Source organism: Pseudomonadota bacterium (assembly GCA_039815145.1).
Lineage (GTDB): Bacteria > Pseudomonadota > Gammaproteobacteria > Steroidobacterales > JBCBZW01 > JBCBZW01.
Map to the genome: position 1 here is coordinate 1 of JBCBZW010000075.1, position 23,670 is coordinate 23,670.

Below are 23,670 nucleotides of genomic sequence, written 5' to 3' on the forward strand. Positions count from 1 at the left end.
CCATTGCCATCGGTGTCGCCCGCGGACAAGACTGCTGACTGAATGGTGGCGAAATCATCCGGGACGGTGGCGTCCTGGGCCAGGGCGAGGCCGCTGCTGACGAGCACGGCGGGGAGCGCGAGGGCGAGACTGCTGCTTGAGCGTAGAGCTTTCATGGATGGACTCCTGTGGGTAACAAGGCGGATGGCGTCTGCCGAGGGTTCGCGCCGTCCTTCCGTACGTCCGTGTTGCGTACATGGGGTGTGACGGGATTCTCATGAGAAATGGAACAGCTGTTTGCAGCCTGCCCCTGCTGCTCCTGACCTTCGCCCACGCCTGCGCCGACACCCTGGACGAGGCACGCACCCTGCACGGCAACGGCGAACTCGACGCCGCCCTCGAGGCCTACACCGAGATCACCAACGCCCCGGACCAGCATTCCGCTAAAGATCGCGGCACCGCCCACAACAACGCCTGCGTGATCCTCTTGGGCAAGGGCGCCTACAGCGAGGCCCGGGAACGCTGCGACGCCGCCCTCACCCTGCGCCGCGACCAGCGCGACAACCTGCGCGGCCTCGGCCGCACACTCAACAACGCAGGCCTCGTGCACCAGCAGCTCGGCGAGTTCGCCCTCGCCGCCGAGCGCTACCGCGAAGCCCTCGCCATCAACCGCGAGCGCGAGGACTGGCTGGCAATCGCCATCAACAGCTCCAACCTCGGCCTATTGCACACCTTAGCCGGTGACTACGGCCTCGCGGCGGCCCGCTTCGACGAGGCCATCGCCGTCGCGGACGATCACCCGGATGCACCATGGTCGGCGCAGCAGCGCGCCCTCGCCCGCATCAACCAGGGCGTGGCGCTCGAGAAACTCGGTGCTTACCGCGAGGCACTGAGCCTGTTCCAGCTGGTGCGCGAATCCGCGCAACTGTTGGACGAAGGCCAACGCGCCCTGCTCGAAGTGAACCTCGGCGTGGTCTATCGCAACCTCGGAGATCCTGTCGCTGCCCTGCGTGCCTTCGACGAGGCCAAACCCCTGTACGACGCACTGGACGACCGCGGCGGCCTGGCCAACGCCTGGCTCAACAGCGGCATCGTCAAGCATGAGGATCTGGCGAACCTGGAGGGCGCGTTGCCGGATATGCAGAGGGCCCTGCAGATCGCCCGCGACAGCGGCGACCGGCCGGAGGAAATCACCGCCCTGCTGGCGCTCGGGCGCCTTGCGCTGAGCGACGGCTCCGGCGCGGCCAAAGGGTATTTCGACCTGAGCTTGGCGCTCGCTCGTCAGACTGGGTCGGCGGAAGCACGATGGGCATCCCTGGAGGGCCTGGCCCGCGTCGCGCTGACCGAGGGCGACCGAGCGCAGGCACTCGACCACCTTCGTGAAGCGATCGATATCGTGGAGTCCGTAGGCGTGGGCGTGCGCACGGCGGGCGTGCGCAGTGACTTCTTCGGCGAACGGCGTGCCGTCTACGAACTCACCGTGAGCGTGCTCGCCTCGGAGTACGCGACCGCCCAAGACCCGGCGCTCGCGCGCTTGGCCTTGAACGTGGCGCGCCAAGCGAAGGCGCGGGAGCTGAGCGATGCCCTCGGCCGCCCTGAGCTCGCCGGCGAAGCCATGACGCAACAGGGCGTGATCGAGTTCTTCGTCGCAGAGGAGCGCCTCTACCGGTGGCTGATCCCCGACGGGGCAGACCAGCCGATGCAATTGCACGCGCTAGACGCCGATCCCCGCGCCCTCGAGACACAGATCAACGCCATCTACCGCGCCCTGGCTAGAGGCGAGCAACCCGACGTCGCGGCCGCACAGGCGCTGGCGGCCCAGCTCTTCCAGGCCCTGCCCGAGGCGGCGCTCGATGGCGAGGCGCTGTACATCGCGCCCGACAGCTTCCTCTACCGGGTGCCCTTCGACCTCCTACCGATGGCGAGCGGCAGCCCGCTGGTCGAGACCCTGGCGCTCGGCATTCTCCCGAGCGATCGCCTGCTCGCGAGCGCGGCGGCGGCACCCCCTGTGCAGACCGGCGCGTGGGCGGGCTTCGCGGATCCTGTCATCGAGGCAGCGGATGCCGGGCCCGCTCTCGCGCGACGGCGCCTCGCCGTGACCCTGGATCCGTTACCTGCGGCCGCCGAAGAACTCGATCGCATCGCGCGTTGGGTAGGGCCCGAGAGTTCGCAACACCTGGGGAGCGCCGCCACCGAACAAGCGGTGTTGTCAGCACTCACCGACGGCACCTCAGTGGTGCACCTGGCGACTCACGCCGTGCTGGACGAACGCGTCGGTGGCACCGCCGCCATCGTGCTCAGTCCCGAGGGCGACCGCGACGGACTCCTCACGCCCGAGGAGATCGCATCAGTGGCGGTTCGCAGCCGCCTCGCCGTGCTCTCCGCCTGCCGCACGGCGGCCGATCTCGCCTCCGAACCGAGGGCCCTCGAGTCCCTCACGGGCGCGTTCCTCGCTGGCGGGGCCGAAGCGGTCGTGGCCACGCTGTGGGATGTGGAGGACACGGTCTCCGCCGCCTTCATGGATCAGTTCTACTACCAGCTCGGGCGCGGTGTCGGCGCCGGCGAAGCCCTGCGCCAGGCCAAGCTCGCCCTGCGCTCCACGCCGGGCTGGGAGCATCCCACGCACTGGGCCGCCTACGTGCTGGTGGGCCGCCTTGACCTCGACCCGCTTGGGGCCGTTCGAGCAGGCTCGCGCTGGAGCACCCCGCTTGCGCTCGCTGCTCTCGCCGCCGGACTGCTAGCGCTTTGGTTAGCTACGCGACGACGGCGAGTGCCCGCTAGCGGATGAACTCGAGATCGTCGTCGTCCAGCTCGAGGGTCAGCACCTGACCCGTGCGCCCCACCAGGAACGATAGCGCCGGATCCAACCGCACGGGCGACTCGGTGCCCACGGGAATATCCGCCCGGGTGGGGACCAGCACCTGGATGAAGTCTCCCGTCACCCGATTGAGATCGCGCGCGGGCGAGACGAAGTTGACGATCACCAACCCGCGATCGGGATCCGAACCACTCACGTTGAAATCGCCCGTGCCGTAGCGCGGATCGATGCGCACCTGCGGCGTGCCGTCCGCCACCAAGGGGTCGTAGCGAAGGGCGACACGCCCGGCGGCCAGCAAACGCAACTGTTCGCTCTGCGCGCTCAGCAGTGCAGTGCGGCCAGGAACCGTCGCTTCCGCCGCGGCCGACAGGGAAAAGGGCTCGGCCGGCCCGTCGATGCGCAGCCGCCCCGCGCGCCCTTCGATCGTGATCGGCGCCCCGTCTGCGTCGACCAGGAAGGAGTCCGGGAGATCCAACGCGATCTCGTACTCCTGACCTGGGATGAGGTCCGAGCGCAGACGCAGGTAGATCACGGCCAGGGGGCCGTCCACCTCGTTGATCGATGCGGTGGGCGAATCGAAGGTCAGCATCACCGACTGGCTGGCTTGGTCCAGCTCGGTTTGGAAGTTGGCATCGTTGCGGCGACTGAACACCACCGAGGCGAGCACCGCCGCGATCGGATTAGCGCCCCCCTGGTCCATCGGGCCGTTGGGTTGCTGACGGATGGGCATGCACACCTGACCCTGACCCACGCCACGCGAGGAGTAGGTGCGCATCACCACCGCCACGATGCCGCCCGGGGTGGCGCTGGCGTCAGCGAGGCGCAGGGTGAGGGAGTCTTCTCCCCCTTGGGCAAACGCGTGCGCGGTGATCAGCAGCAGTAGCGCTGCCATGGTGAGCGCACTGCGGCGCGGCGGTGTGACCGTGCGACTTATGTTCATCGGTGACCCTCCTAGTCCTGGTCGTAGCGGGGATCGATCCTGAATTCCGCGAGCGCGGAGGCGGCTGCTACAGCGTTCGACGGCCCGAGCGCCTCCACCTGCCAACGATAGCGCACCGCGGGATGGAGTTGCTCACGCAGGGCCACCGGCAAGGGCAAGGGGCTGCCCGTGACCTCCTGACTCCAGAGCACACTGTCGTCGACGGCGAGCACGGAGACCCGGTAGGCTGTGGCCTGCGCCACCTCGCGCCAAGTGAAATCATTCGGTACGGCGAAGAGCTGCCCCTCGGGCGCCAGCAGTTCCACCCTCGCGCCGCGCAAGGGGCTTTGGGTGAAGTCGGGCAGTTCGGGCGGCGCCGAGGGCGTACGCAGGCCACCGCCACCGATCACGACCACAGCGGCCAACAGCACGCTGGCGGCCAATGCCAGCGGCACCGCCGGCGCGGAAGATGTAAACCAGCGGCGACGTGCTCGCAACTCAGCAGCACCGGTATGCTCCTCGCGTCGTTCGCGGAGCTTCGCCAGGACGTCTTCCACCTCATCCGAGGAAGCATCCACATCATCCTCAGGATCGGTGAATGCGAGTGCCAACTCGCGCTCGGCCGCGCACGCCGGGCACGCACTCACGTGGGCTGCAAGGTCGCGGCGCTGGGCGTCGCTGAGCGAATCCTCCTCGAGGAAGAGCTCTGGCGGCGGGCAGGGAGAGCCCTCGCCGTAGGCCTGGCGCAGGGCATCAGCGATCAGCTGCTCTTCTGCGCGAGCGCGCGAATCGTTCATGCGGGACTCCCCGGCTCGACGCCGAGCTCTCGGGCCAACCAAGGGCCGAAGCGTTTTCTTAGCTTGCGCATGCCACTGACGAGCGATGCCTTGGCGCCCGAGCGATTGGTCAGCGCCAGCTGGCGAGTGATGGCGGGCAGGCTCATGCCGTCGACGTAGTGCAGGTACACCACCTTCGCTTCCTCCGGCGCCAGGTCGCTCTGCATCGCTGCGCGCAGGCGCTCCAGCACCTGTTCGCGTGCGGTGAGCTCTTCCGTGTGCAGGTCGGGGTCGATGGGATCCGGCGCCTTGGCCGCGTCCTCAGCCTGGGGCTGGCGAGCCTGGGCCAGGCCGTGGTCGATCGCCACCCGGCGGGTGACGCTGTAGAGCCAGGTGCTGAAGCGACTCTCGCCCCGGTAGGCCGCCAACTTGTCCTGCACCTTCACGAAGACCTCCTGCACCACGTCCGCCGCCTGTTCCGGATCACGGCAGAAGCGTCGACACCAGGCCGCCACCCGCGGGTAGCTGTTGCGGAACAGCTGCTCCAGGCAAGCATCACCCTGCTCCGGGTGAGCGCGCCAGCGCTTGATGAGCGCTTCGTCGGAGAGCGTGTCGAGGCTGGTCACCACCAGCTCCGGCTTGCATTGGCCTCAAGTTCGCGCAAGGGGACCGTCCACCGCTCGCTACCGTGATTGTCGGTGGCGGGCACATCGATTCGCCCGCCGCTTACGGGGTATGACAGCGCGCGAGCGCAAAATGGAACAGAAAGTTGATGCGGCGACGCCGCAGGGGCTCAGCGGTAGCGCTCGCCGCGGTGCTCCACCCAACCGCCGGGGATGCCCCCGTCCGGGTCATGGTGGGTCCAGTGCACGACGCCACCGCGATCGTTCCACTCGTACTCGCCGTACACGCGGATCGGATCGTCCTCGCGAATACCCGCCACGCGGGGCGCCAGATCGATGTTATGGGCAACCAGCACCGTGTGCCCCGAGGCGGTGCGCATGATGAAGCGCTGGTGGCGCGAACCCTCGTTGTCGTCCGAGAGGATGCGGTCGACGCGGCCGTCGACGGTCAGCCAGGTGTCGCTACGCTGGGCTGCGAAGAGCGACTCCACGGTGAGCCCGTCGCCGCTGCCGCCGGCCCCAGAGTCACCGTTACCCATTGATAATCCACCGTTTTCTAACACGGTGAATACTGCGCCGGCCACCAGCAGCAAGGCCCCGATGACCGTCTTTGGCATCCGCACCGATCGTTCTCCCCCAGCCCAGAAAAAAATCGCGATTTTGGGTGAAACCTTTTTTTGGGAGCCGACAACTCCCTATGCAAGGACGGGCTGTCGGCGCTGAATCGCCACCCCCTCCCACGGCGGTGTCCCCCCCGATCGCCACCGTGGCCCGGTGCTTCGAGCCGACCGTCCCAACGCTTCCCTGTGTGAGCTTACGCCCTGGTCTTCGGACCGGGGCGCTTTTTTTTGTGCGGTCCGCTCTCGGCGCGCGTGTGCTGGGTGCGGAAGGGCTTGCCGCCCTTCGGCGAGGCCGCCGCGGCCCCCTTGCGACGACGCCCTTCGGGGGCCACCCCCGTGCCCGCCGGCTGGTAGCGCGGGATCAGGTGTCGCTTCCCGTTGCCGATGAGATCCGCCCTGCCCATGCGACGCAGGGCGTCGCGCAGGAGCGGCCAGTTCTCCGCGTCGTGGTAGCGCAGGAAGGCCTTGTGCAGGCGGCGCTGGCGCAGGCCCTTCGGCACCGCCACGCCTTCGCTGTCCTGGGTGACCTTGCGCAGGGGGTTCTTGCCCGAGTGGTACATGGCCGTGGCCGTCGCCATCGGCCCCGGCAGGAAGGCCTGCACCTGGTCCGCGCGGAAGCCGTTGGCCTTCAGCCAGAGCGCCAGCTCCAGCATGTCCTCATCGGTGGTGCCCGGGTGGGCCGCGATGAAGTAGGGGATCAGGTACTGCTCCTTGCCCGCCGCCTTCGAGTAGCGGTCGAACAGCTCCTTGAAGCGGTAGTACGTGCCGACGCCGGGCTTCATCATCGCCTTCAGCGGGCCCTCGCCGATCGCCTCGGGGGCGATCTTCAGATAACCGCCCACGTGGTGGCTAGCGAGTTCCTTAACGTACTCGGGCGACTCGATCGCGAGGTCGTAGCGCACCCCAGAGGCGATCAGGATCTTCTTGATCCCGGGCAGAGCGCGCGCCTTGCGATACAAGTTGATCAGCGGCGCGTGGTCGGTGTTCAGGTTCGGGCAGATACCCGGGTAGACGCACGACGGGCGACGGCACGCCGCCTCGATCTTCGGATCCTTGCAGGCGAGGCGATACATGTTCGCCGTGGGGCCGCCGAGATCGGAGATCACGCCGGTAAATCCCGGCACGTCGTCGCGGATCGTCTCCACCTCCTTGAGGATCGACTTCTCCGAGCGATTCTGGATGATGCGGCCCTCGTGCTCGGTGATCGAGCAGAAGGTGCAGCCGCCGAAGCACCCGCGCTGGATGGTCACGGAGAAGCGAATCATCTCGTATGCCGGGATCTTCGCGTCGCCGTACTTCGGGTGCGCGACGCGTGCGTAGGGCAGCTCGTACACCGCGTCCATCTCGTTGGTGTGCAACGGCAGGGGCGGCGGGTTCAGCCAGACGTCCTTGTCGCCGTGGCGCTGGACCAGGGCGCGGGCGTTACCCGGGTTCGACTCCAGGTGCAGGATGCGCGAGGCGTGAGCGTAGAGGATCGGGTCGTCAGTGACCTGTTCGTAGGCGGGCAGGCGGATGTAGCTCGTCGCGCGGTCGGCGCGCGGCACGCGGCGCTGGAAGCGCACGACGTGTTCCTTAGGCGCGGCCGTGGGCTCGGCTGGCGTGGGGTCGCCCGCGTCGCAGCCCTCACCGGTGCCCGCGTCAGCGTTGCCCATCTTCATTTCATACGGATCGGGATGGGGATCGACGCGGCCCGGGGTGTCCAGGTGGGTGGAGTCGATCTCCGTCCAGCCCTCGGGCAGCTGGGGCCTGAGGTAGGCTGTGCCGCGCACGTCCTCGAGTTCGGCGATGTCCTCGCCGGCGCCGAGGCGGTGGGCGATCTCGACGATGGCGCGCTCGCCGTTGCCATAGACCAACAGGTCCGCGCGGGCGTCGAGGAGCACGGAGCGCCGGATCTTCTCCTGCCAGTAGTCGTAGTGGGCGATGCGCCGCAGGCTCGCCTCGATGCCCCCGATCACCAGGGGCACGCCGGCAAAGGCCTCGCGCAGGCGCTGGCTGTACACCACCACGGCGCGATCGGGACGCGCGCCGCCCGCACCGCCCGGCGTGTAAGCGTCGTCGGAGCGGCGCTTACGGTCCGAGGTGTAGCGGTTCACCATCGAGTCCATGTTGCCCGCGGTGATGCCGAAGAACAGGTTCGGCCGGCCTAAGGCCTGGAAATCCTGGGTCGATTGCCAGTCGGGCTGGGCGATGATGCCGACCCGGAAGCCCTGGGCCTCGAGCAGGCGGCCGACGATGGCCATGCCGAAGCTAGGATGGTCAACGTACGCATCGCCTGTTACGACGATGATGTCGCAACTATCCCAGCCTAAGGCATCCATCTCCTCGCGGGAGGTGGGCAGGAACGGGGCGACGCCGAAGCGGTGCGCCCAGTAAGGGCGATAGCCGAAGAGCGGTGGCGCGGCGGGCATGGCGGTGGCTTGTTGCATCGCCGAATTGTAGCACCGCCGAACCCGCCAGCCTCCCATTCATGAAGTCGCGCGGCGGCGGCCGCCTCCTGCACTCGCGCGCAAGTGCGGTGGCTGCGCGCTGCCGGAGCTCGGAACGAAACCAGACCCCGATGGCGTAGCTGCGCCGGATGAGAAACCACGCCGGAGCGGCGAATCGCGTGCCGCCCAGCGACGCGCGAACCGAGATGTAGGCAAACGCAATGGGCCCGAACCACGCAAAGCTCAACAGCACACGGACATCTAGTCAGTGAACCGAAGGTGAATCTTCACTCGGCTCATCGCCGTTGCTACCATCTTGCCCCCTACCGGGTCGACACCCACCTTTCGAAAGCGAACACTCCCACCGAGGTCTGATAGCCTACCCACCATGTAGGCTTACAACCTTGCGACTGCGCTAGCAAAAGAACAACGGAGCCCCGCTCATATGGCCATTGGCGATTACCGGAATACCCCAGCAACATTCGCGCGAACCGTAGGCTTCACTGCTCTCGGGTTGATTATGTTATTAGCAGGATGCGGAGGCGGCGGCAGCTCGAACGGAAGCAGCAATGCAGACGATCCGCAGGCCGAGCCACCCCCTGTGGCACAGATCGAAACGCAGGGCGGCATCCAAAAGGGCCCTTTCATCATCGGCTCGACGATCAGCGTGAACGTGCTCACCGCCGAGGCTGAGGCCACAAGCGCGACGATCACGACTGAAACTCGAGATGACTTCGGCACCTTCGCCTTCTCTGCCGACGAGGGCGCCCTGGTACGCATCTCCGCCAACGGCTTCTATCGCAATGAGTTGACCGGGCAGGTATCCGGAGAGATCACTCTACGCGGCGTTCACTCGGTCGCCGAAGGCACGAGCGCCTACATCAACGTGCTCACGCACCTAACGAGCGACCGCATCGTCGAACTCATCTCAAGCGCAGGCCTCACCTTCGAAGCGGCTCGAGATCAAGCCGAAACGGAGTTCCTGCTAGCCTTCAGCGAGGTGGTGCAAAACTCAGGTGAGTTCCCGTTCGTCTCCTTGTCGATCTACGACACTCCTGACGCGCGATCGAGCGCCTACCTTCTCGCCGTCTCAGCGATCTTGCTGGAGCGCGCGTCCGAACTCGCCGAGGAGAATGCCTCCGATGCTGACGCAGAACTCTCACTGCTGCTGAACTCGCTGGTTGCCGACTTCGCCGAGGACGGCACCATCGAAACACCCTTGGACGGACTACGAACCGCGATCCCGAATCTTCGCCCCGACCAAATCAGTGCAAACACTGCAGCGCTGGTTGCAGACAATCCTGACTTCGTGCCGGCGGACATCAATGAGTTCCTCGATACGGATCTGGACGGGGAGTTCAACGCCGTCGACACGGACGATGACAACGATCTGATTCCGGACGATGTGGACACCTCACCGTACGAACGTGATCTCGTCGCGAGCAGTCAGGCGCTTGCCGTAGACGAAGACACAAGTCTGCTTGTGGATGTATCGACCAATGCATCGGATCAACTGCCCGTCGCGCTTCTGATCACCCGCGCACCGAGCAACGGAACGGTGAACGGTGCCTATCCGACGCTCACCTACACACCCGACGAGAACTACGCGGGCGTGGATTCCTTCTCGTATCAGGTTTCACAGGGTGAACTCGCAAGCGACATCGCGAGCATCTCCATCACCGTCAACCCGATCAACGATGCCCCGGTAATCTCCGGCAATCCGCCCCAGGAGACCCTTACGGATGCGTTGTTCAGCTTTACGCCATCCGTGTTGAACGTCGAAGCCGACAACCTCACCTTCAGCATCGAGAACGCGCCAGCATGGGCCGCCTTCGACCCTGCCACCGGCACGCTGGAAGGCACCCCGATCAGGAGCGAGAGCGGCACCACGGACGACATACGTATCCGTGTGAGTGACGGACAGGCGTCGGCGGATCTGGCCCCCTTTTCGCTTACGGTAGCGAAGGCGCCGTGGTTCTCGGGACCCGAGTTGCCGGCGGTGCGCCAGTCGCCAGCGGTGGCCGGCACGAACGACGCGATCTATGTGCACGGTGGATTCGTCGAGGGACCCGGCGCACTTGAACGCAGCACGCTCATGGATCGATTCGATCCGTCGACCAACACATGGACGAGCCTTTCACCCTCGCCCGAAGTGCAGATCAATCATACGGCGCATGTTGTCGGCGACATGTTCTACGCGTTCGGCGGCGGTGAGTCAGGCAACAGGGCCATCGACAGCGTGTACGCCTACTCCATCCCCGAGGACGAGTGGTCCCAGCGCGAATCGATGAGCGTCGCGCGGGAGAACCATGCCTCATGCCTGTTCGGCAACGAAGTCTACGTGTTCGGCGGACGCAACCCCGATGGCACGCTTGGTTCGGTCGAGTCTTACAACCCCGAGACGAATGCCTGGACGCCCCGGGCCGACATGCCGGCACCGGCATGGGGCGTTTCGTGCGCGACACTCGGCGAGCTGATTTATGTGTTTGGCGGGGCGACGGACGAGAGGGCGATTAATGTGTACGACCCCTCCCTGGATGCCTGGTCATCCGCAGGCGCCCTAAGCTCAGCCAAACGCTACGGGGTTAACGTTGTCGTCTACCAAGATCAGGCCTACCTGCTTGGCGGCTACCAATGCACCGAAGGCTGTGGCCCCCTGGCGACGGCGGATGTTTTCGATCCCGCAAACGGCGGCCAGCTAACGGCACGGGCGAGCATTCCACGGGAAACAACGGGCGGTGGTGCAGCCGTCATAGGCGATTTGATCTACCTGCTCGCCGCCGACAACAGAAACAACCAACAGCTAGTGCTGCTGAGAATCTACGAGCCGGGTGTCGACGACTGAGGCGCCGGCCAGGGCCGCGGTGATCTCGAGCGCGTCTCCGACGGCTACCGGCGTCAACCGACGCCGGTAGCCGCAAGCAGACGCCTCAGACAGCAGCCGTACGACGACGCCGCACCGAAAAGCCGAGCAACCCGAGCGCCCCGCCCATGAGCGGCAACGCCGCCGGTACCGGAACCGCTGCCACGTCGAAGGAGATCAGGTAAACATCGCTGCTAGCCGTGAGCTGGCTATCGAAGATGTAGCCGGCACCCGTCTCGAGCCCGTTGAACGCCGCCAGCTCAGCGAAGTTGAACGCCACCACCGAGTTCTGCGGGGTGCGCGCGTCGTTATCGCCACCCACCACGAAGGCGGCAGCGCTCGGATCGAAGATCTCTGAACCGGCATCCCAGATGTCAGCAGCGCCGACCAGGATGTCCGAGATGATCAGGTTCCCGCTGCCGTCGAACAGCTGGTACTGGGTGGGGCTGTCGTTGCCGATGAAGAAGTCGTTACTGGGCACGACCATCGACGCGAAGGTGAAGTACGAGTTGATATCCGTATCCACCGTGAAGGTGGCCATGGCGGTAGCGCCCGGCACCAGCGGGCCTGCCGGATCCGGCACCACGCTGCCGAGCACGGCCGTTGGATCCGCCGCCTCGAAGGCCGGGAACCAGGCATCACCCGAGCCGCCCTCGGCCACCGAGATGATGGCATCGCCGGCCGCCTCGCCGATGTCGAAGGCATCGAAGGTGCCGTTGTGGAAACCGACGCGCAGGGGGGCGAAGGCCACGCTGTTCTGCGGCGTGAGGTTTTCGACGGTCACGGTGATCTGCACGGTGGCAGCGGACGCGCCGAAGGAGGTGAGGGCTAGCGCAGTCGCGCCGATGGCCGCGAGGCTGAGTTTCATCGCTTGGTGTCTCCTGAATGAGCGGATTGGGGCTCGGCGCGGCTAAAACGCAACCGACCATAACCACTACGCAGCCCTCGTCGAATTCGATACATCGACGAGTGACTTTCGCGGGTGAGAGGGCCTCAGGGACGGGGAACCGATTGTCCGCGGGGGGGCCGCAGGACCAGGAAGCCGACAACGGCGCCGATCGGCCCCAACGCCAAGCCGGGCAGGAGATGGTGCGTGAGGATGTGCCAGGGCTCGTGCATGCACGCGATTTGCATGAGCATTGCCGGCAGTGCGCCGGCCGCCAGGCCAAGCGCCGCCCCCGAGAAGGCTCCCCGCGGCCACCAGCGGCGCAGGACCAGGGCACCGCAGGCGAGCACCGGGATTCCGAAGGTGAGCACCTGCCATTCGCAGTGCTCCCGCTTGCCGTGCATCGACGGGGCAAAGGTAGGGTCGACGAAGCCGTACAGGTGTAGCCCCACCCAGAGGATGAGCAGGGTGAGAGCCGGCAGGGCACTCAGGAGCAGCGAGGGGCTCCCCGGGAGCGCGGAACGAAAGGCCAGATGAGCGAAGGCGACGGTAGTACCAAAGCCCAAGGCCAGTTCCGTCCACAGCCTGGGGCTGCTCGCCAGCTGATCCATCACGCCGGGGCGCAGTTCGCCCGGGAGATGCGTCAGCGCCACCACCCACACGGCGGCCAGCACCACCCACAGCGCGCTCTCCAAATGCGTCTGCGCCCCGTTGCGCACGGGTTTCGCGGCATCTGCCACGAGGTCCTTGATCAGCGCATCGCGCGTGGGGCGACTCATCCGTTCACGCTCCCTTCGCGGTTCAGCTCAGCGAACACCGCTTCGAGCCCTCGGCGCAGGCGCGCCTTCAGTGCACTCTCGCGAATCCCCAAACGGGTGGCTGCTTCCTTGGCGGTGAGCCCCTCGTACTTCACGAGGATGACTGCTCTGCGCAGGTCCTCCGGGATCTTCGCCAGGGCTTGGGCCCCATCGATCAGGCGATTGAGGGTATCCGAGGAGGATGCCCCCGGCACGGGCTGGCGTTGCAGGCGGTGCCAGGTGTTGCCGCGGCGGAGCAAATCGATGGTCCGGTGACGGACGAGGGTGAAGAGCCAGGGCCGGAAGGAGCGCCCCGGATCGTAGGTGTGCCGCGCCTGATGCACGCTCACGAGACACTCCTGCACGCAGTCTTCGAGCATTTCGATCTGACCGAAACGGTGGCAGATGAAGTCTTCGATGGCAATCGATATCTCCCGGAGCAGCTGCGCGTAGGCCCCCTGGTCGCCCGCTTGCGCCTGGGTCATCAGACGAGCCCAACGGCGCTCATCCTCAGCGTAGCGGTTGCTATCGGTCTCCACTGTCGGCTGTTTCACCTTGCCAGTACGCAGGCGTGCACGATGTCGATACATCGACGCGGACGCGGCGGCAGGATACCTCACCGACCCGACACCGTGAGAGGGCCGCCGGTGGATCACCGGCAGGGCCCACGCAATGCGCGCTTTCGAGTTCCGGGGAGATTCTCGTGGCCTTGCGTGGTGCAGCGCCTCGCAAACCCACGACGTCATTCGTGCGCAGCCGTAACCCATCTTTTTTGTTAGTCGATACGGTGCCTAGTCATCCGGCAGCTCGTAGTCGTTCCTCAACGCGCGGTCCTCCGTGAAGTACTGCACGAACTCCCAGTCGTTGCCGTCCGCGTCGTAGAAGTACACGCGCTTTCGGTGGGGATGGCTGTTCGGATACGTCGAATCCCGAAAACCCGCCGCCGACAAGCGCGCCCGCAAGGCGTCCACATCGTCCACCTCGTAGCCCAGGTGATTCACGCCTGCACTGCCACTGTAGGGCGCGTGGCCGGGGGCGTCGTCGCGCGTCTCGTTCAGGGCGATGTACGTCTCATCCGTGCCGATGTGCATCCAGCGCAAACCACCCTCGCGCGTCTCCTCGCTGCGCACGCGGAAGTCGGGGAACGCGGCGGTGAGGAAGCGGACTGCTTCATCGAAGTGGCGTACGTGCAAGTTCGCGTGTTCCATTCGTGTGGCCATGATCATCTCCTTCTAGACATGGCTGTATTCTCCATTCAGCCAGCTACCAGAGGAACTGAATTGCTAGTGAACTAGCGGGCTGCTACTTTTCTGTCATGGATGACGTCAAGGGAAACCTCGCCGACAACGTGCGGCGCCTGCGGGCGGAGCGGCAACTCTCGCAGCAGCAGCTCGCCGACCTGTCCGGTATTCCTCGCCCCACCTGGGCCAGCCTCGAAACCGGCAGCGCGAATCCCACCCTGTCGGTGCTGAGCAAAGCCGCCAACGCCCTCAACGTCTCGATCGAAGAGCTGATAGGACCACCGCGCAGCGAGATCGAGTTCCTCCCCGCCGCCAAGGTGCGCCAGCGCAGGAAACAAGGCGGATTGGTGCGCCCTCTGGTGCCCGAGGCGATCTCAGGGCTCGAGATCAGCCGGACCGAGCTCGACCCCGGCGGGAGCATGGTGGGTGTGCCGCACAAAGCGGGCACGCGGGAGTATCTGACCTGCGAACGCGGCGAGGTGGAACTGGTGGTGGCAGGTGAGCACCATCGACTGAAGGCCGGCGACATGTTGGTGTTTCGCGGCGACCAGCGCCACTCGTACGTCAACCCGGACAAGCGCCGAAAGTCCGTGTCTTTCTCAGTGGTGTGTTTCGCTGCGCGCTAGGTGCTTTGCTACCGGGTGGACCCACCAGCGTCGCCGGGGATCATGAGGTAGGTGGCGACGCCCTGCGGTGGAATGTGAATGGTGCCATCCGCAACCAGCGCGTCGGTGACGGCGCTGTAGTAGAGATGGAACCACCACATGAAGAACTCTTCGAAGGTGATCTCCCCCGCGTAGGAAGAATCGGCGTAGCGAGCCTTCAAGCTTGGGAGATGGCCGTTCAGAATCGCAATCAGGGTGGGTGTAAAGTCAGCCACGACGGCGCTGAAGCGTCCGTAGTTCGCCGTGGTGATGACAGGGATCATCAACGCGCCGGTCGCTGACACGAACCCGAGTCGCTCCAAGGTCTGCCGCGCCTCGCCAACGACTTCCTCCTGTTCAAACCAAAGGGCACCGAGGGTGTCGACGAGTTGCCGACGGCGGATCTGCAGCGCGCTATCGTCAGCGGTTTCGCCTGCGCCGATCAGCGCCTTAGGCATCCGATGAAAATCCGTGCGCTGGTTTCGCTGATTGCCGTAGACCCCGAGGATGTAAGGTCCGTAGCGCCCGGTGTGGTTACCGTAGATGCCGAAGGCCTCCCCCACAGCCCCCGCTGCCTTCTCCTGCACCGACAGGTAGTAGTGTCCGCCCGCCCGAGCCGGCCGTTCCGAAGCGATCACCTGCGCTTCCACATTGGCGATCTGGAAGTTGTCGAGCAGGCCATTGGACAGCAGGAAGAGGTCGTACTGACCACGGGTCAGATGCGAGAAGCCCTCGAGCCCGGCGAGGGCCTCGAAGGCCGCCGGCGCGTAAGCGTGAATCGCCTCGACGGTCTGAGCGATGACGCTCTCGTCGACGGGCATGTCCCTCGACACAGCGGTCAACGTCATCACCGCCACCGTCGGTGAGAGCCCTGCTGAGCCTTCCCGCGAGATAAAGCCGTGGTCGAGCAAGGTGTCCAGCGTGGTTCCGGCGTCCGTACCATCGGCAAACCGATGGCCCCGAATCTCGGACTCGCTCGCCCCTTCCTTGGCGAGCACCAGGACCCTGTCGCCATGGGTCTGCGCCAGGTTGATGGGCGGGCGGTTATCGCCCCGCGAAATCACCTTGACCTCGAAGTCCCGATGTTCGATACCCGCCGCTGATTCGGCAGCTCCACACGATGCCGCAGAGCACGCCAGCAAGGCGCCCACGAGCGAGACGCCTGCCCGCCAAGCGAATGCGTCGTGCCCCATCGCCTTCAATCGCTCACGAAGAACGGCAGGTTGTGAGCGACGGCACCACCGTGACCGTCGTAGGCGGTGACGAACAGGCGATAGGCCCCAGGGCTCTGGGGTGCCTTGAACTCGATACGAGCCGTGCCCTGCCCACTACTTATCGCGTTAGGTATCGTTGGAGGCACCGCCTCGGCGTCTCCCCCTACCCTTCGGTCGTTGCTCTCCGACCTGATCTCCCACGCGTAGCTCAGGGCGTTGCCTTCGCGGTCGATGCAGTCCACCTGGGCATACGAGGAGGAGCCGGGCTTCACCGCTTTCATCGCCACCGGCGTGACTAGGGACCGGAGTTTGGGAGCCCGGTTGGCTGGCCAGCGACCCGACCAGGCGTACGCCATCGCATCCACGCGGGGGAGCTTCTCCCCGGTGGGCAGGAACATGCCGAACCAGGTGAAGGTCGCCTCCTGTTTGCTGCCCCACAGGAACACGTAGGAGCCGAGGGAGTGGCCCGCATTGTCGTCACGGTCCCGCGTGTAGGCGGTGTAGCTCTCGCTCGCCTTGGTGCTCGGATCGGGCTCGATCGGCGCGTTCCAGGCGGTCACGGGCACCTCCCAGGTTCCCGTGACGCCGAACTCGGTGAGCATGTAGGGGCCGTCCCAACCGGCGTCACGCAAGCGTCGGCCGGCGCCCACGGCGCCGGCGTAGGAATTGATACCGAGGATGTCGAGCGCAGGGTACTGCGATTGAATCGCCTGGACCTTCGCCGGCGGCGTGCCGTCGACCACAGTCATCACCGGGTGATGGGGATCGAGGTCTTTGATGATGCCCGCCAGGTGATTGAGCTCAGTCCAGATCCGTTCATCGCTGAGGGTATTCTCGTCCCCATCGCCGTCCCAGACGCGCTCCATCTCATTGCCGAGCCCCCACAGCAGCAGCGCGGGGTGGTCCCGGTACTTGAGCACGGCGGCGCGCAGCTGCTCGCGCTGCTCCGCGACGCGGGTGGCGTCGCCGTAGTCAAAGCCGTGGCGGACGTGCTGGACCCAGAAACCCACCGCGACGGTGAGTCCCAGCTCGTGTGCGCGGTCCAGCAGGGGCTTGCCGTCTACCTCCTGCTCCAGTTGGTCGATGCCCCAGGTGCGGATGGAGTTGCCGCCTGACTGGGCCAGCACCGCCAGCGATCCGCCCGTGGTGGCCTCGCCGCTGCTGTAGCCAGCGCCCTTCACCCGATACGGCTCACCGTTTCGCAGGAGCGTGAACCCGCCGTCCACCGCCTGCACGACGCGCACCTCGGACCGGGGGCTAGGAGGCGTCTCGGCGTTCATCGCACAGGACCAAAGCGCGGTGATGGCGGCGACCAGAAGAGCCCATAGCCCTCTCCCCGACATGTTCAAAAATCACCCGTCAGCAGCTCCACCCGGGCGTAGGCCGCTTCGGCGGGGGACCAGAACCAACCCTTGGGATCCCAGGTTTGGGCGTAGAAGAGGTGGTCCCGCACCACCGTGAAGGCGGCCACCGCCTCCGTGCGTCTGCCCAACTTGGTGAGGGCTTCGCCCTTAATGAAGTAGCTCGTGCCAACATCGTTCAAGGCCCAGTATTCGAAGACCTCGTCGATGTGCGCCTTGGCCGTGAGCGAGGCTTGCATCTCGCGCGCCTTCTCTTCGTAAAGCTCAGCGCACTTGCTCGTGTACTGAATCGCGTGGTCGTAGTTGCCGGCCGTCAGGGCGAGCCACGCGTTGGTCGTGAGCGTCTCGGATGTGTAATCGCCGTAATCGATCACGGCGGCGCGGCCGGGCGACTGAGTGGCGCTGCAACCGACGAGCAGCACGCTCGTGGCCAGGAACGTGAGCAGTCCCCACAGGATGGGGCGAGTGGATGTATTCATGCTTCAACGCTAGCAACTTCCACCGCGGCCGGCTTATGGGGAATCTATCTTTTTCCTATCGTTTACCTAGGAGCGTGACCGCACGGAGGTTTGTGCCACCATGTGACGGCTGGTGTTACCGACGGATGGGGTACCCATGATCTTCCAGTGCTCCGGGGTGGAGCTGGACACGACACGCTTCTCCCTCACCAAGGACGGTGAGCCCGTCCCCGTGGCGCCGAAGGTGTTTGATCTACTGGTCTACCTGATCCGCCACCGCGACCGCGTCGTCACCCGCGCGCAATTGGTGGCGGAGGTCTGGAACGGTCGCCTAATCTCCGACGGCACGCTCAGCAACGAGATCAAGCTCGCCCGTGCCGCCCTCGGCGACGACGGTGTGCAGCAGAAGTACATCCAGACGGTGCGCGGACGCGGCTACCGATTCGTGGGTGTCGTCACGGAGATCCCGCAGCCGGCCGCGCCAGAACCAGGCGCGGCGAGTGGCCCGCTCAGCGCCGACGCGGTAGAAGAGCTTCCGCCGCCCGCCCGCGCCACAGCGCTATCGCGCAACCACCCCGCGATCGCCGTGCTGCCCTTCGACAACCGCAGCGCCCACGAGGCAGACGCCTACTTCACCGACGGTTTTCACGACGAACTCATCACGCACATCTCGAAAATCCGCAAGCTGGCGACGATCTCGCGCACCTCGGTAATGGCCTACCGCCACAGCCAGAAGAGCGTCGGCACGATCGCTCGCGAGTTGAACTGCACCTGCGTGATCGAAGGCGCAGTGCAGCGCGCGGGCGATCAGATCCGCATCACCGTGCAGCTCATCGATGCCCTGAAGGACGAGCACCTGTGGGCGGAGACCTACACCCGAACGCTCACGGCGCAGAACGTCTTTGCCATCCAGAGCGAGATCGCCCTCACCGTGGCCACGAGCCTGCGCACCGTGCTGTCGCCGGAAGAACAGCAACAGCTCACCGAAACTCCCACCCGGCACATGGCGGCGCTGGAGGCCTACTTTCGCGGTCGCGTGAGCTATGGACTCGCCACCTGCGAGGGCTTCAGCGCAGCGATCGAACACTTTCGCCAGGCGATCGAGTTGGATCCGGACTTCGCCCAAGCGCATGCGCAGCTGGCCATGGCGCTCCTCGAGCGAGTGCACTTCGGCGGCCTCGACGTCGAAGCGCAGAATCAGGTGGCGGAACCCGTGATCAGAAGGGCCCTCAGGCTGAACCCTCAGCTCAGCGAAGCTTACGAAGCTCTTGGGTTTCTCGAGAGGCACCGCGGCGCCTTCGATGCCTCAGAGGTGGCCTACGAGCGCGCCATCCAACTCAACCCGAACAACACCAGCGCACTGCGCATGTTCGGCTATTTCAAAAGCTGGGACTGCGAACAACCCAAGGAAGCCCTCGAGCACTTCAGCCGGGCGCGGCTGCTGGATCCACAGAGCCACCATACGCTCTCCTTGATGGGCCAGGCGTTGATGGACCTGGAGCGCTTTGACGAATCCCGCGCGGCGCTCCACGCCGCCATCGCGACCGCGCCCACGGCGGTGCCGCCCCACCAAATGCTGGGCCAGCTCTACGCCTGGAAGTTGTGCCGACACGATGAGGCGATCAAGGCCTTCCAACGCGCCTTCCACTTGGATCCCGGGGTGCCCTGGACCACGTTCTTTCTCGCCGTGGCGTACGAGGAGCTGGGTCTGTCGGCGCGGGCAGCGTACTTCTTCGAGTGGTGCCTGCACATCGCGCCGGAGAAGGGGTTCTCCTGGATCGCGCGGTTGAAACTCCATCGCCTCAACGGGGAGCGCGAGCGGGAAGCGGACCTGCTGCGGCAGATCATCGATGGCCGCCTCCCCGTCGAACCCTGGCATGACGTGCTGCACCTGAACGGACTGGACCTGCGCTACGACCACCCGGCGCTTGCGGTCGAGCTCTTCGAAGCACTCTACCCCGCGCTGCGGCAGCAGCCAGAACTCGCCATCGAGACCGACAACAATCTGTTCAAACTCGCCCTCGCCTACACCACTGTCTTGCACCTGACCGGCGCGGGAGACATGGCCACGGAGCTCACGGAGCGGCTCACGGCATTGGCGCCATCGCGAAGCCGCTACGGCTGGCGGGGCATCGACCTGATGGATGCCTGGCTATTCGCTGCCATAGGCGATTCCACCGGCGCCCTCTCGGCGCTGCGCGACTGGCACCGCGGCGGTGGCTGCAAGGACCTGACGCGAACCGCGCTCGCCTCCGCGGCGTTGCAGGGCGAGCCCGAGTATCAGGCGCTCTGCTCGACCCTGCGCACAGCGATCGGCCAGCAGCGAGCGAACCTGGCCCGCATGGAGCAGGGCGGCGAGCTTGCCCCCGTCGACGGCTTACCGGCACTGGAGACACCATGACCATCCGCGCCCATCACCAACGCGCCATCGACCGCCTCGCCGACGCCTATCGCGGTGACCCCCGCTACCTCGCCATCATCATCGGCGGATCCGTCGCGAAGGGATGGGCGCGCGATGATTCGGATGTGGACTTCATGATCGTCGCCACCGATGAGGCTTTTCGACAGCACACGGCCGCTCGAGACCTGTTCATCAACCGCCAGGATCTCTGCGACTACGCGGGTGGCTACGTCGACGGTAAGATCATCGACCTTGCGTACCTCGAGGGGGTGTCGACGCGCGGTAACGAGCCCTCACGGGCCGCCTTCGAAGGGGCCTTCGCTGCCTTCTCCCACCTCCCTCACCTCGACGAGCTCCTGGGGCGCATCCCCGTCTATCAGGAGGATGGCCACGCGGGGCGTCTGCGGGCCTTCTACAGCATGGCGTTCATTCAGCACTGGCTGATGCAGGAGGCGACACGCCACGGCAATCGCTACACCGAGCTGCGCGCCGCCAGTCAGCTGGCGTTGTTCGTGGCCAGGACCTTCCTCGCCCACAACCGCCGTCTCTTCCCCTATCACAAGTGGCTGCCCAAGGCGTTGGAGGCGGTGCCGGCGAAGCCAGCGGAGCTCATGAGCTGCTTCCGCACCCTGCTCGACGAACCCAACGCGCAGCACGCCACCGCCTTGTTCGAGGCGATGCGGGACTACCGCGATTGGGGCGTGAGCGACATCGAGGCCTACCGCTGGTTCATGACCGACGTGGAATGGCGGTGGATGACCGGCGATGTGCCGCTCGAGGACTGGTGATTGCGCCAGTTCCTATGGTCTTAAGGCCCGATGACCGTCAGCGAATGAACGTGACCTCCAGCACCGCCGAGTCGTCGTCGGTCTCCACGCCCATCGCCTGACCGCGCGGAACCGTCCAGTAGTCCCCTTCGCTGCGTACCACACGCTGGGCGCCGACGATGGTCGTCAAGCGCCCACCCCGCAGGTGCAGCACCGCCGTGGCATCTGCGTCGAGCGGCAGGCGCTCGAGTCTCAGGCCACCGCCGAGCATCCAGCGCTCGATCGCCACGCCGACCGTGTTACCGCTGCGCAAGGACAGCTGGCCGGCGGCTAGCTCGTAGCGGGTCACACGCTCCTGCTGACGGTCCGTTTGCCCAACGACAAGGCTAGGTGCAAGCGTCAAGGCGAGGATACCCAGTAGCAAGGCTCGCGAGGGCGAGCGCGGGGCTCTCCAACTACTCATGATTCCGGCTCCAGCATGTGCAGTGCTCCGTTGCTGCCACAGGACCGCCCGGAGGCGACGAACACCCGGCCACCCGCCAACGCGGGCTCGCCGAGGATGGCGACGGACCCCAGGTCAACGTTCGCCAGCACGTGGGGCACCGGCACGACGTTGAAGCCGTTGGCGGCGCAGTCGGCCAGGGGGACAGCCGGATTGCTACAGGTCGAGGACGTCGACGGCCACACACCGGGGTCCGCGATCGCCACCAGATCCCCCGATCCATTGCCCACGAACACGATGCCGTGGCTGACCGACGGTGACCCGAGCTGGTACTGCCCGCCCTGGGTGGCACCCGGGATGTCCGCGATCCAGCGCACGCGTCCGCCCGAACCACCGCAGGCGTTGAAGGCGTGGAGGCGACCGAAGCCCGTGGCGGTGATGTTGATGACGTCCTCGCCGCCCGCCTCACTGATGTAGGTATCGTTCCAGGCGGCGCCTGGGTAGAGGTACCGCGAATCACCGTGGGCGGTGCCCCAGGCGGGATCGAACTCGTATCCCGGCGCGCTGCCGGTGGGCGGGAACTGCCAGCGCGGGGTGTAGGTGGCGCTCGGGTCGATGGCGTAGGTCCAGCCATCCTTCATGCGCGAGAGCACCATGTCACCGCAGCTGGTCCGCAGCAGGCTCGGGCCCGCCGACCAGTCCGGGTCGCCGTCGAGCGCGAACGGCACGGGCTGCAGCTTCCAGTCCACCGCGCCACTCGAGGCGTTCAGACGCAACATGCTAAGGCCGTGGTTCGGTGAGGGTTCATCCTGACAGCCACCGTTCCAGCAGCGAGTATTGCCAGTGGTGATGAAGATGCCGTCACGCCCGAAGCCACCAGCGATTGGACTCCATACGCCGCCACCACGGGTGGAGGTGGCCTTGAAGTCGAATCCGGGCACGGGGTTTCCCGTGTTGAGATCCACGGCGACCACGCGACCGTTCTGGATCGGGTTGTCGCCATGGTTGGCGATGCCGATGTAGACGCGATCGCCGAATACCAGCGGCGGCGCGTAGCCGGTCTGTTCGTGCAGTTCGCTCTCGTCGCTCACGGTCAAGCCATTGAGCACGGCGATCTCAGGAGACTTCCACACCTCGGCGCCGGTCTGGGCGTCCAGAGCGAAGAGTCTGCCGCTACCCAAGCCGGCCCCGAGCGATGGGTCCGGCGCAGCGAAGATCACCACGTCGAGCTCCCGTTGCACCCGTCCGATGGCCGCGCTCGCGGCGATGCCACAGCTCGACGGGTTACTCACGTACTGGGTGAGCAGGGCGGGTGACCCCGGCGGCGGATACTCCCACTGCACCGCGCCCGTGGCGACATCGAGCGCGTAGAAGCGACCGTTGCCGTTACCGATGTACACCATGTCGCCGTGCACGACCGGTGAAGCGCGGAAGGCGCGCCCTTCTGGCGGGTCGAACTCCCAGGCGCGGTTGAGCTTCTTCACCTGGTACGGATCGGACAGGGCAGATACCTGCGTCTGATTGGCCGACCGCATCGCGTTGTGGCGGAAAGCGGGCCAGTCACCGGAGCAAGCGCGGTCGTCGCCACCCAGGTTCTCGCACTCCACCTCGATCTCGTACACCCAGTCGCTCTCGCAGCTGCCCAGGCGTTGCACCACGGTGAGCGTTTGGCCGTTGCCGAGTGGAGCGCTCAGGTTGATCACCGGCGGACCGGAGTGGCCGATCTCGGCGCCGTTGGCGAAGACGAGTATCTCGGCCCCCTCGACGTAGTCGGTCAGCTCGATCTTGGTGTCCCCAGGCAGCGGCGGCTTGATGATCGGTGGCGGCAGATCATCACAGGGAATCGGCGTTACGGGTACGGAAGGGTCACTGCTCGTGCACAGCGACTGGGTGGCCGTGTAGGGCGAGGAGGACACGTCGGGACTGACGAGGATGATGTGCCCGGCGCCGCCCGGCGTCACCGTCGATCCGACGCTGGTGCCGGCCTCCATGACGTCGACGAACGCCCCTGTCGTCAGCGGACCGTGATCGGGCGCCGGGCCCCTGGCGATCACGCGATCGTTGCCCTCGTACACGTCGTGCAGGGTGGGAATCTCGATGGTCGCAGGCTCCGCCCGTACCAACTCCTCGGCGCTCGTATTGGATTGCTCACACAGAGAGGCAACGGCCCAGGTGCGCGCATCGAGGTTGTAGGCGGGATTGATCCCGGTCCAGTTGAGGCCCCATTCCGGGGTGGCGTTGAAGGCGCCGACGACATTGCCACCAGCATCCCCCGGATCGCGTGCGAACACCTCGACGAGAGCGCCCGGCACCACGTCGCTCACGCCGGCCGCGCGACCGCATTCCCAGACCGGCGGGGCATTAATGCGCGGTTGCGGCAGGCCTGCGGGGTAATCCTCCAAGTGAGAGGTGACCGTGACCGCGTTCGACGGCGC

Annotated in this window: 19 protein-coding genes; 5 read left to right on the plus strand and 14 right to left on the minus strand. The window is 66.0% G+C overall.

What is annotated here, in order from left to right; all coding sequences use genetic code 11:
- Positions 1-256 precede the first annotated feature (256 nt).
- Positions 257-2,767: a CHAT domain-containing tetratricopeptide repeat protein gene (locus tag AAF184_16675; GenBank protein MEO0423975.1), complete on the plus strand. Its 2,511-nt coding sequence runs from the start codon at positions 257-259 to the stop codon at positions 2,765-2,767.
- Here the strand turns inward: AAF184_16675 and AAF184_16680 are convergent.
- The 5 genes from AAF184_16680 to AAF184_16700 all read right to left on the minus strand — a co-directional run bounded on the left by AAF184_16680 (position 2,757) and on the right by AAF184_16700 (position 8,143).
- The gene (locus AAF184_16680; GenBank protein ID MEO0423976.1) at positions 2,757-3,737 is read right to left on the minus strand and encodes a hypothetical protein; all 981 of its coding nucleotides are present in this window, start codon (positions 3,735-3,737) and stop codon (positions 2,757-2,759) included. The two genes, AAF184_16675 and AAF184_16680, sit on opposite strands and share 11 nt — an antisense overlap.
- 11 nt (positions 3,738-3,748) lie before the next feature.
- Positions 3,749-4,513, minus strand: coding sequence for a hypothetical protein (locus AAF184_16685; protein MEO0423977.1), 765 nt, complete (start codon positions 4,511-4,513; stop codon positions 3,749-3,751).
- The gene (locus tag AAF184_16690; protein ID MEO0423978.1) at positions 4,510-5,118 is read right to left on the minus strand and encodes a sigma-70 family RNA polymerase sigma factor; all 609 of its coding nucleotides are present in this window, start codon (positions 5,116-5,118) and stop codon (positions 4,510-4,512) included. The genes AAF184_16685 and AAF184_16690 overlap by 4 nt, the downstream gene beginning before the upstream one ends.
- Positions 5,119-5,285: 167 nt before the next feature.
- Positions 5,286-5,732, minus strand: a complete 447-nt coding sequence (locus AAF184_16695; protein MEO0423979.1) for a DUF3465 domain-containing protein — start codon at positions 5,730-5,732, stop codon at positions 5,286-5,288.
- 197 nt (positions 5,733-5,929) lie between these two features.
- Entirely contained in the window at positions 5,930-8,143 is a 2,214-nt protein-coding gene (locus tag AAF184_16700) for a YgiQ family radical SAM protein (protein MEO0423980.1), read from the minus strand.
- Positions 8,144-8,606: 463 nt separating this feature from the next.
- Between AAF184_16700 and AAF184_16705 the strand changes: the two genes are divergently transcribed.
- Complete coding sequence (locus AAF184_16705) at positions 8,607-11,006, plus strand: kelch repeat-containing protein (protein MEO0423981.1); 2,400 nt, start codon at positions 8,607-8,609, stop codon at positions 11,004-11,006.
- 85 nt (positions 11,007-11,091) lie between these two features.
- Here the strand turns inward: AAF184_16705 and AAF184_16710 are convergent, their stop codons facing one another.
- From AAF184_16710 to AAF184_16725, 4 genes are all read right to left on the minus strand, one after another.
- Complete coding sequence (locus AAF184_16710; protein MEO0423982.1) at positions 11,092-11,892, minus strand: spondin domain-containing protein; 801 nt, start codon at positions 11,890-11,892, stop codon at positions 11,092-11,094.
- A gap of 125 nt (positions 11,893-12,017) precedes the next feature.
- The gene (locus tag AAF184_16715) at positions 12,018-12,689 is read right to left on the minus strand and encodes an NrsF family protein (GenBank protein ID MEO0423983.1); all 672 of its coding nucleotides are present in this window, start codon (positions 12,687-12,689) and stop codon (positions 12,018-12,020) included.
- Positions 12,686-13,261: an RNA polymerase sigma factor gene (locus AAF184_16720; GenBank protein ID MEO0423984.1), complete on the minus strand. Its 576-nt coding sequence runs from the start codon at positions 13,259-13,261 to the stop codon at positions 12,686-12,688. The genes AAF184_16715 and AAF184_16720 overlap by 4 nt, the downstream gene beginning before the upstream one ends.
- Before the next feature lie 237 nt (positions 13,262-13,498).
- On the minus strand, positions 13,499-13,927 hold the full coding sequence (locus AAF184_16725) for a VOC family protein (protein MEO0423985.1): 429 nt from the start codon (positions 13,925-13,927) through the stop codon (positions 13,499-13,501).
- Between the two features lie 95 nt (positions 13,928-14,022).
- On the opposite strand from AAF184_16725, the gene AAF184_16730 reads away from it, so the two are divergent.
- Positions 14,023-14,574, plus strand: coding sequence for an XRE family transcriptional regulator (locus AAF184_16730; protein ID MEO0423986.1), 552 nt, complete (start codon positions 14,023-14,025; stop codon positions 14,572-14,574).
- Positions 14,575-14,582: 8 nt separating this feature from the next.
- Here AAF184_16730 and AAF184_16735 read toward each other — a convergent pair whose 3' ends face one another.
- The 3 genes from AAF184_16735 to AAF184_16745 form a co-directional block, all read right to left on the minus strand.
- Positions 14,583-15,785: a hypothetical protein gene (locus AAF184_16735; GenBank protein MEO0423987.1), complete on the minus strand. Its 1,203-nt coding sequence runs from the start codon at positions 15,783-15,785 to the stop codon at positions 14,583-14,585.
- A 5-nt stretch (positions 15,786-15,790) separates the two neighbouring features.
- Complete coding sequence (locus AAF184_16740) at positions 15,791-17,086, minus strand: hypothetical protein (protein MEO0423988.1); 1,296 nt, start codon at positions 17,084-17,086, stop codon at positions 15,791-15,793.
- Between the two features lie 65 nt (positions 17,087-17,151).
- The gene (locus tag AAF184_16745) at positions 17,152-17,646 is read right to left on the minus strand and encodes a beta-glucanase precursor (protein ID MEO0423989.1); all 495 of its coding nucleotides are present in this window, start codon (positions 17,644-17,646) and stop codon (positions 17,152-17,154) included.
- Positions 17,647-17,782: 136 nt separating this feature from the next.
- Between AAF184_16745 and AAF184_16750 the strand changes: the two genes are divergently transcribed.
- Both AAF184_16750 and AAF184_16755 read left to right on the plus strand, forming a co-directional pair.
- On the plus strand, positions 17,783-20,026 hold the full coding sequence (locus AAF184_16750) for a winged helix-turn-helix domain-containing protein (GenBank protein ID MEO0423990.1): 2,244 nt from the start codon (positions 17,783-17,785) through the stop codon (positions 20,024-20,026).
- On the plus strand, positions 20,023-20,814 hold the full coding sequence (locus tag AAF184_16755; GenBank protein ID MEO0423991.1) for a nucleotidyltransferase domain-containing protein: 792 nt from the start codon (positions 20,023-20,025) through the stop codon (positions 20,812-20,814). Before AAF184_16750 ends, AAF184_16755 begins: the two co-directional genes overlap by 4 nt.
- A gap of 37 nt (positions 20,815-20,851) precedes the next feature.
- Here the strand turns inward: AAF184_16755 and AAF184_16760 are convergent, their stop codons facing one another.
- Positions 20,852-21,256 (minus strand): hypothetical protein, encoded by a 405-nt coding sequence (locus tag AAF184_16760; GenBank protein MEO0423992.1) that lies wholly within the window; start codon positions 21,254-21,256, stop codon positions 20,852-20,854.
- Positions 21,253-23,670 (minus strand): PQQ-binding-like beta-propeller repeat protein (locus AAF184_16765; GenBank protein ID MEO0423993.1); only part of this gene is annotated, 2,418 nt, incomplete at its 5' end. The genes AAF184_16760 and AAF184_16765, both read right to left, overlap by 4 nt.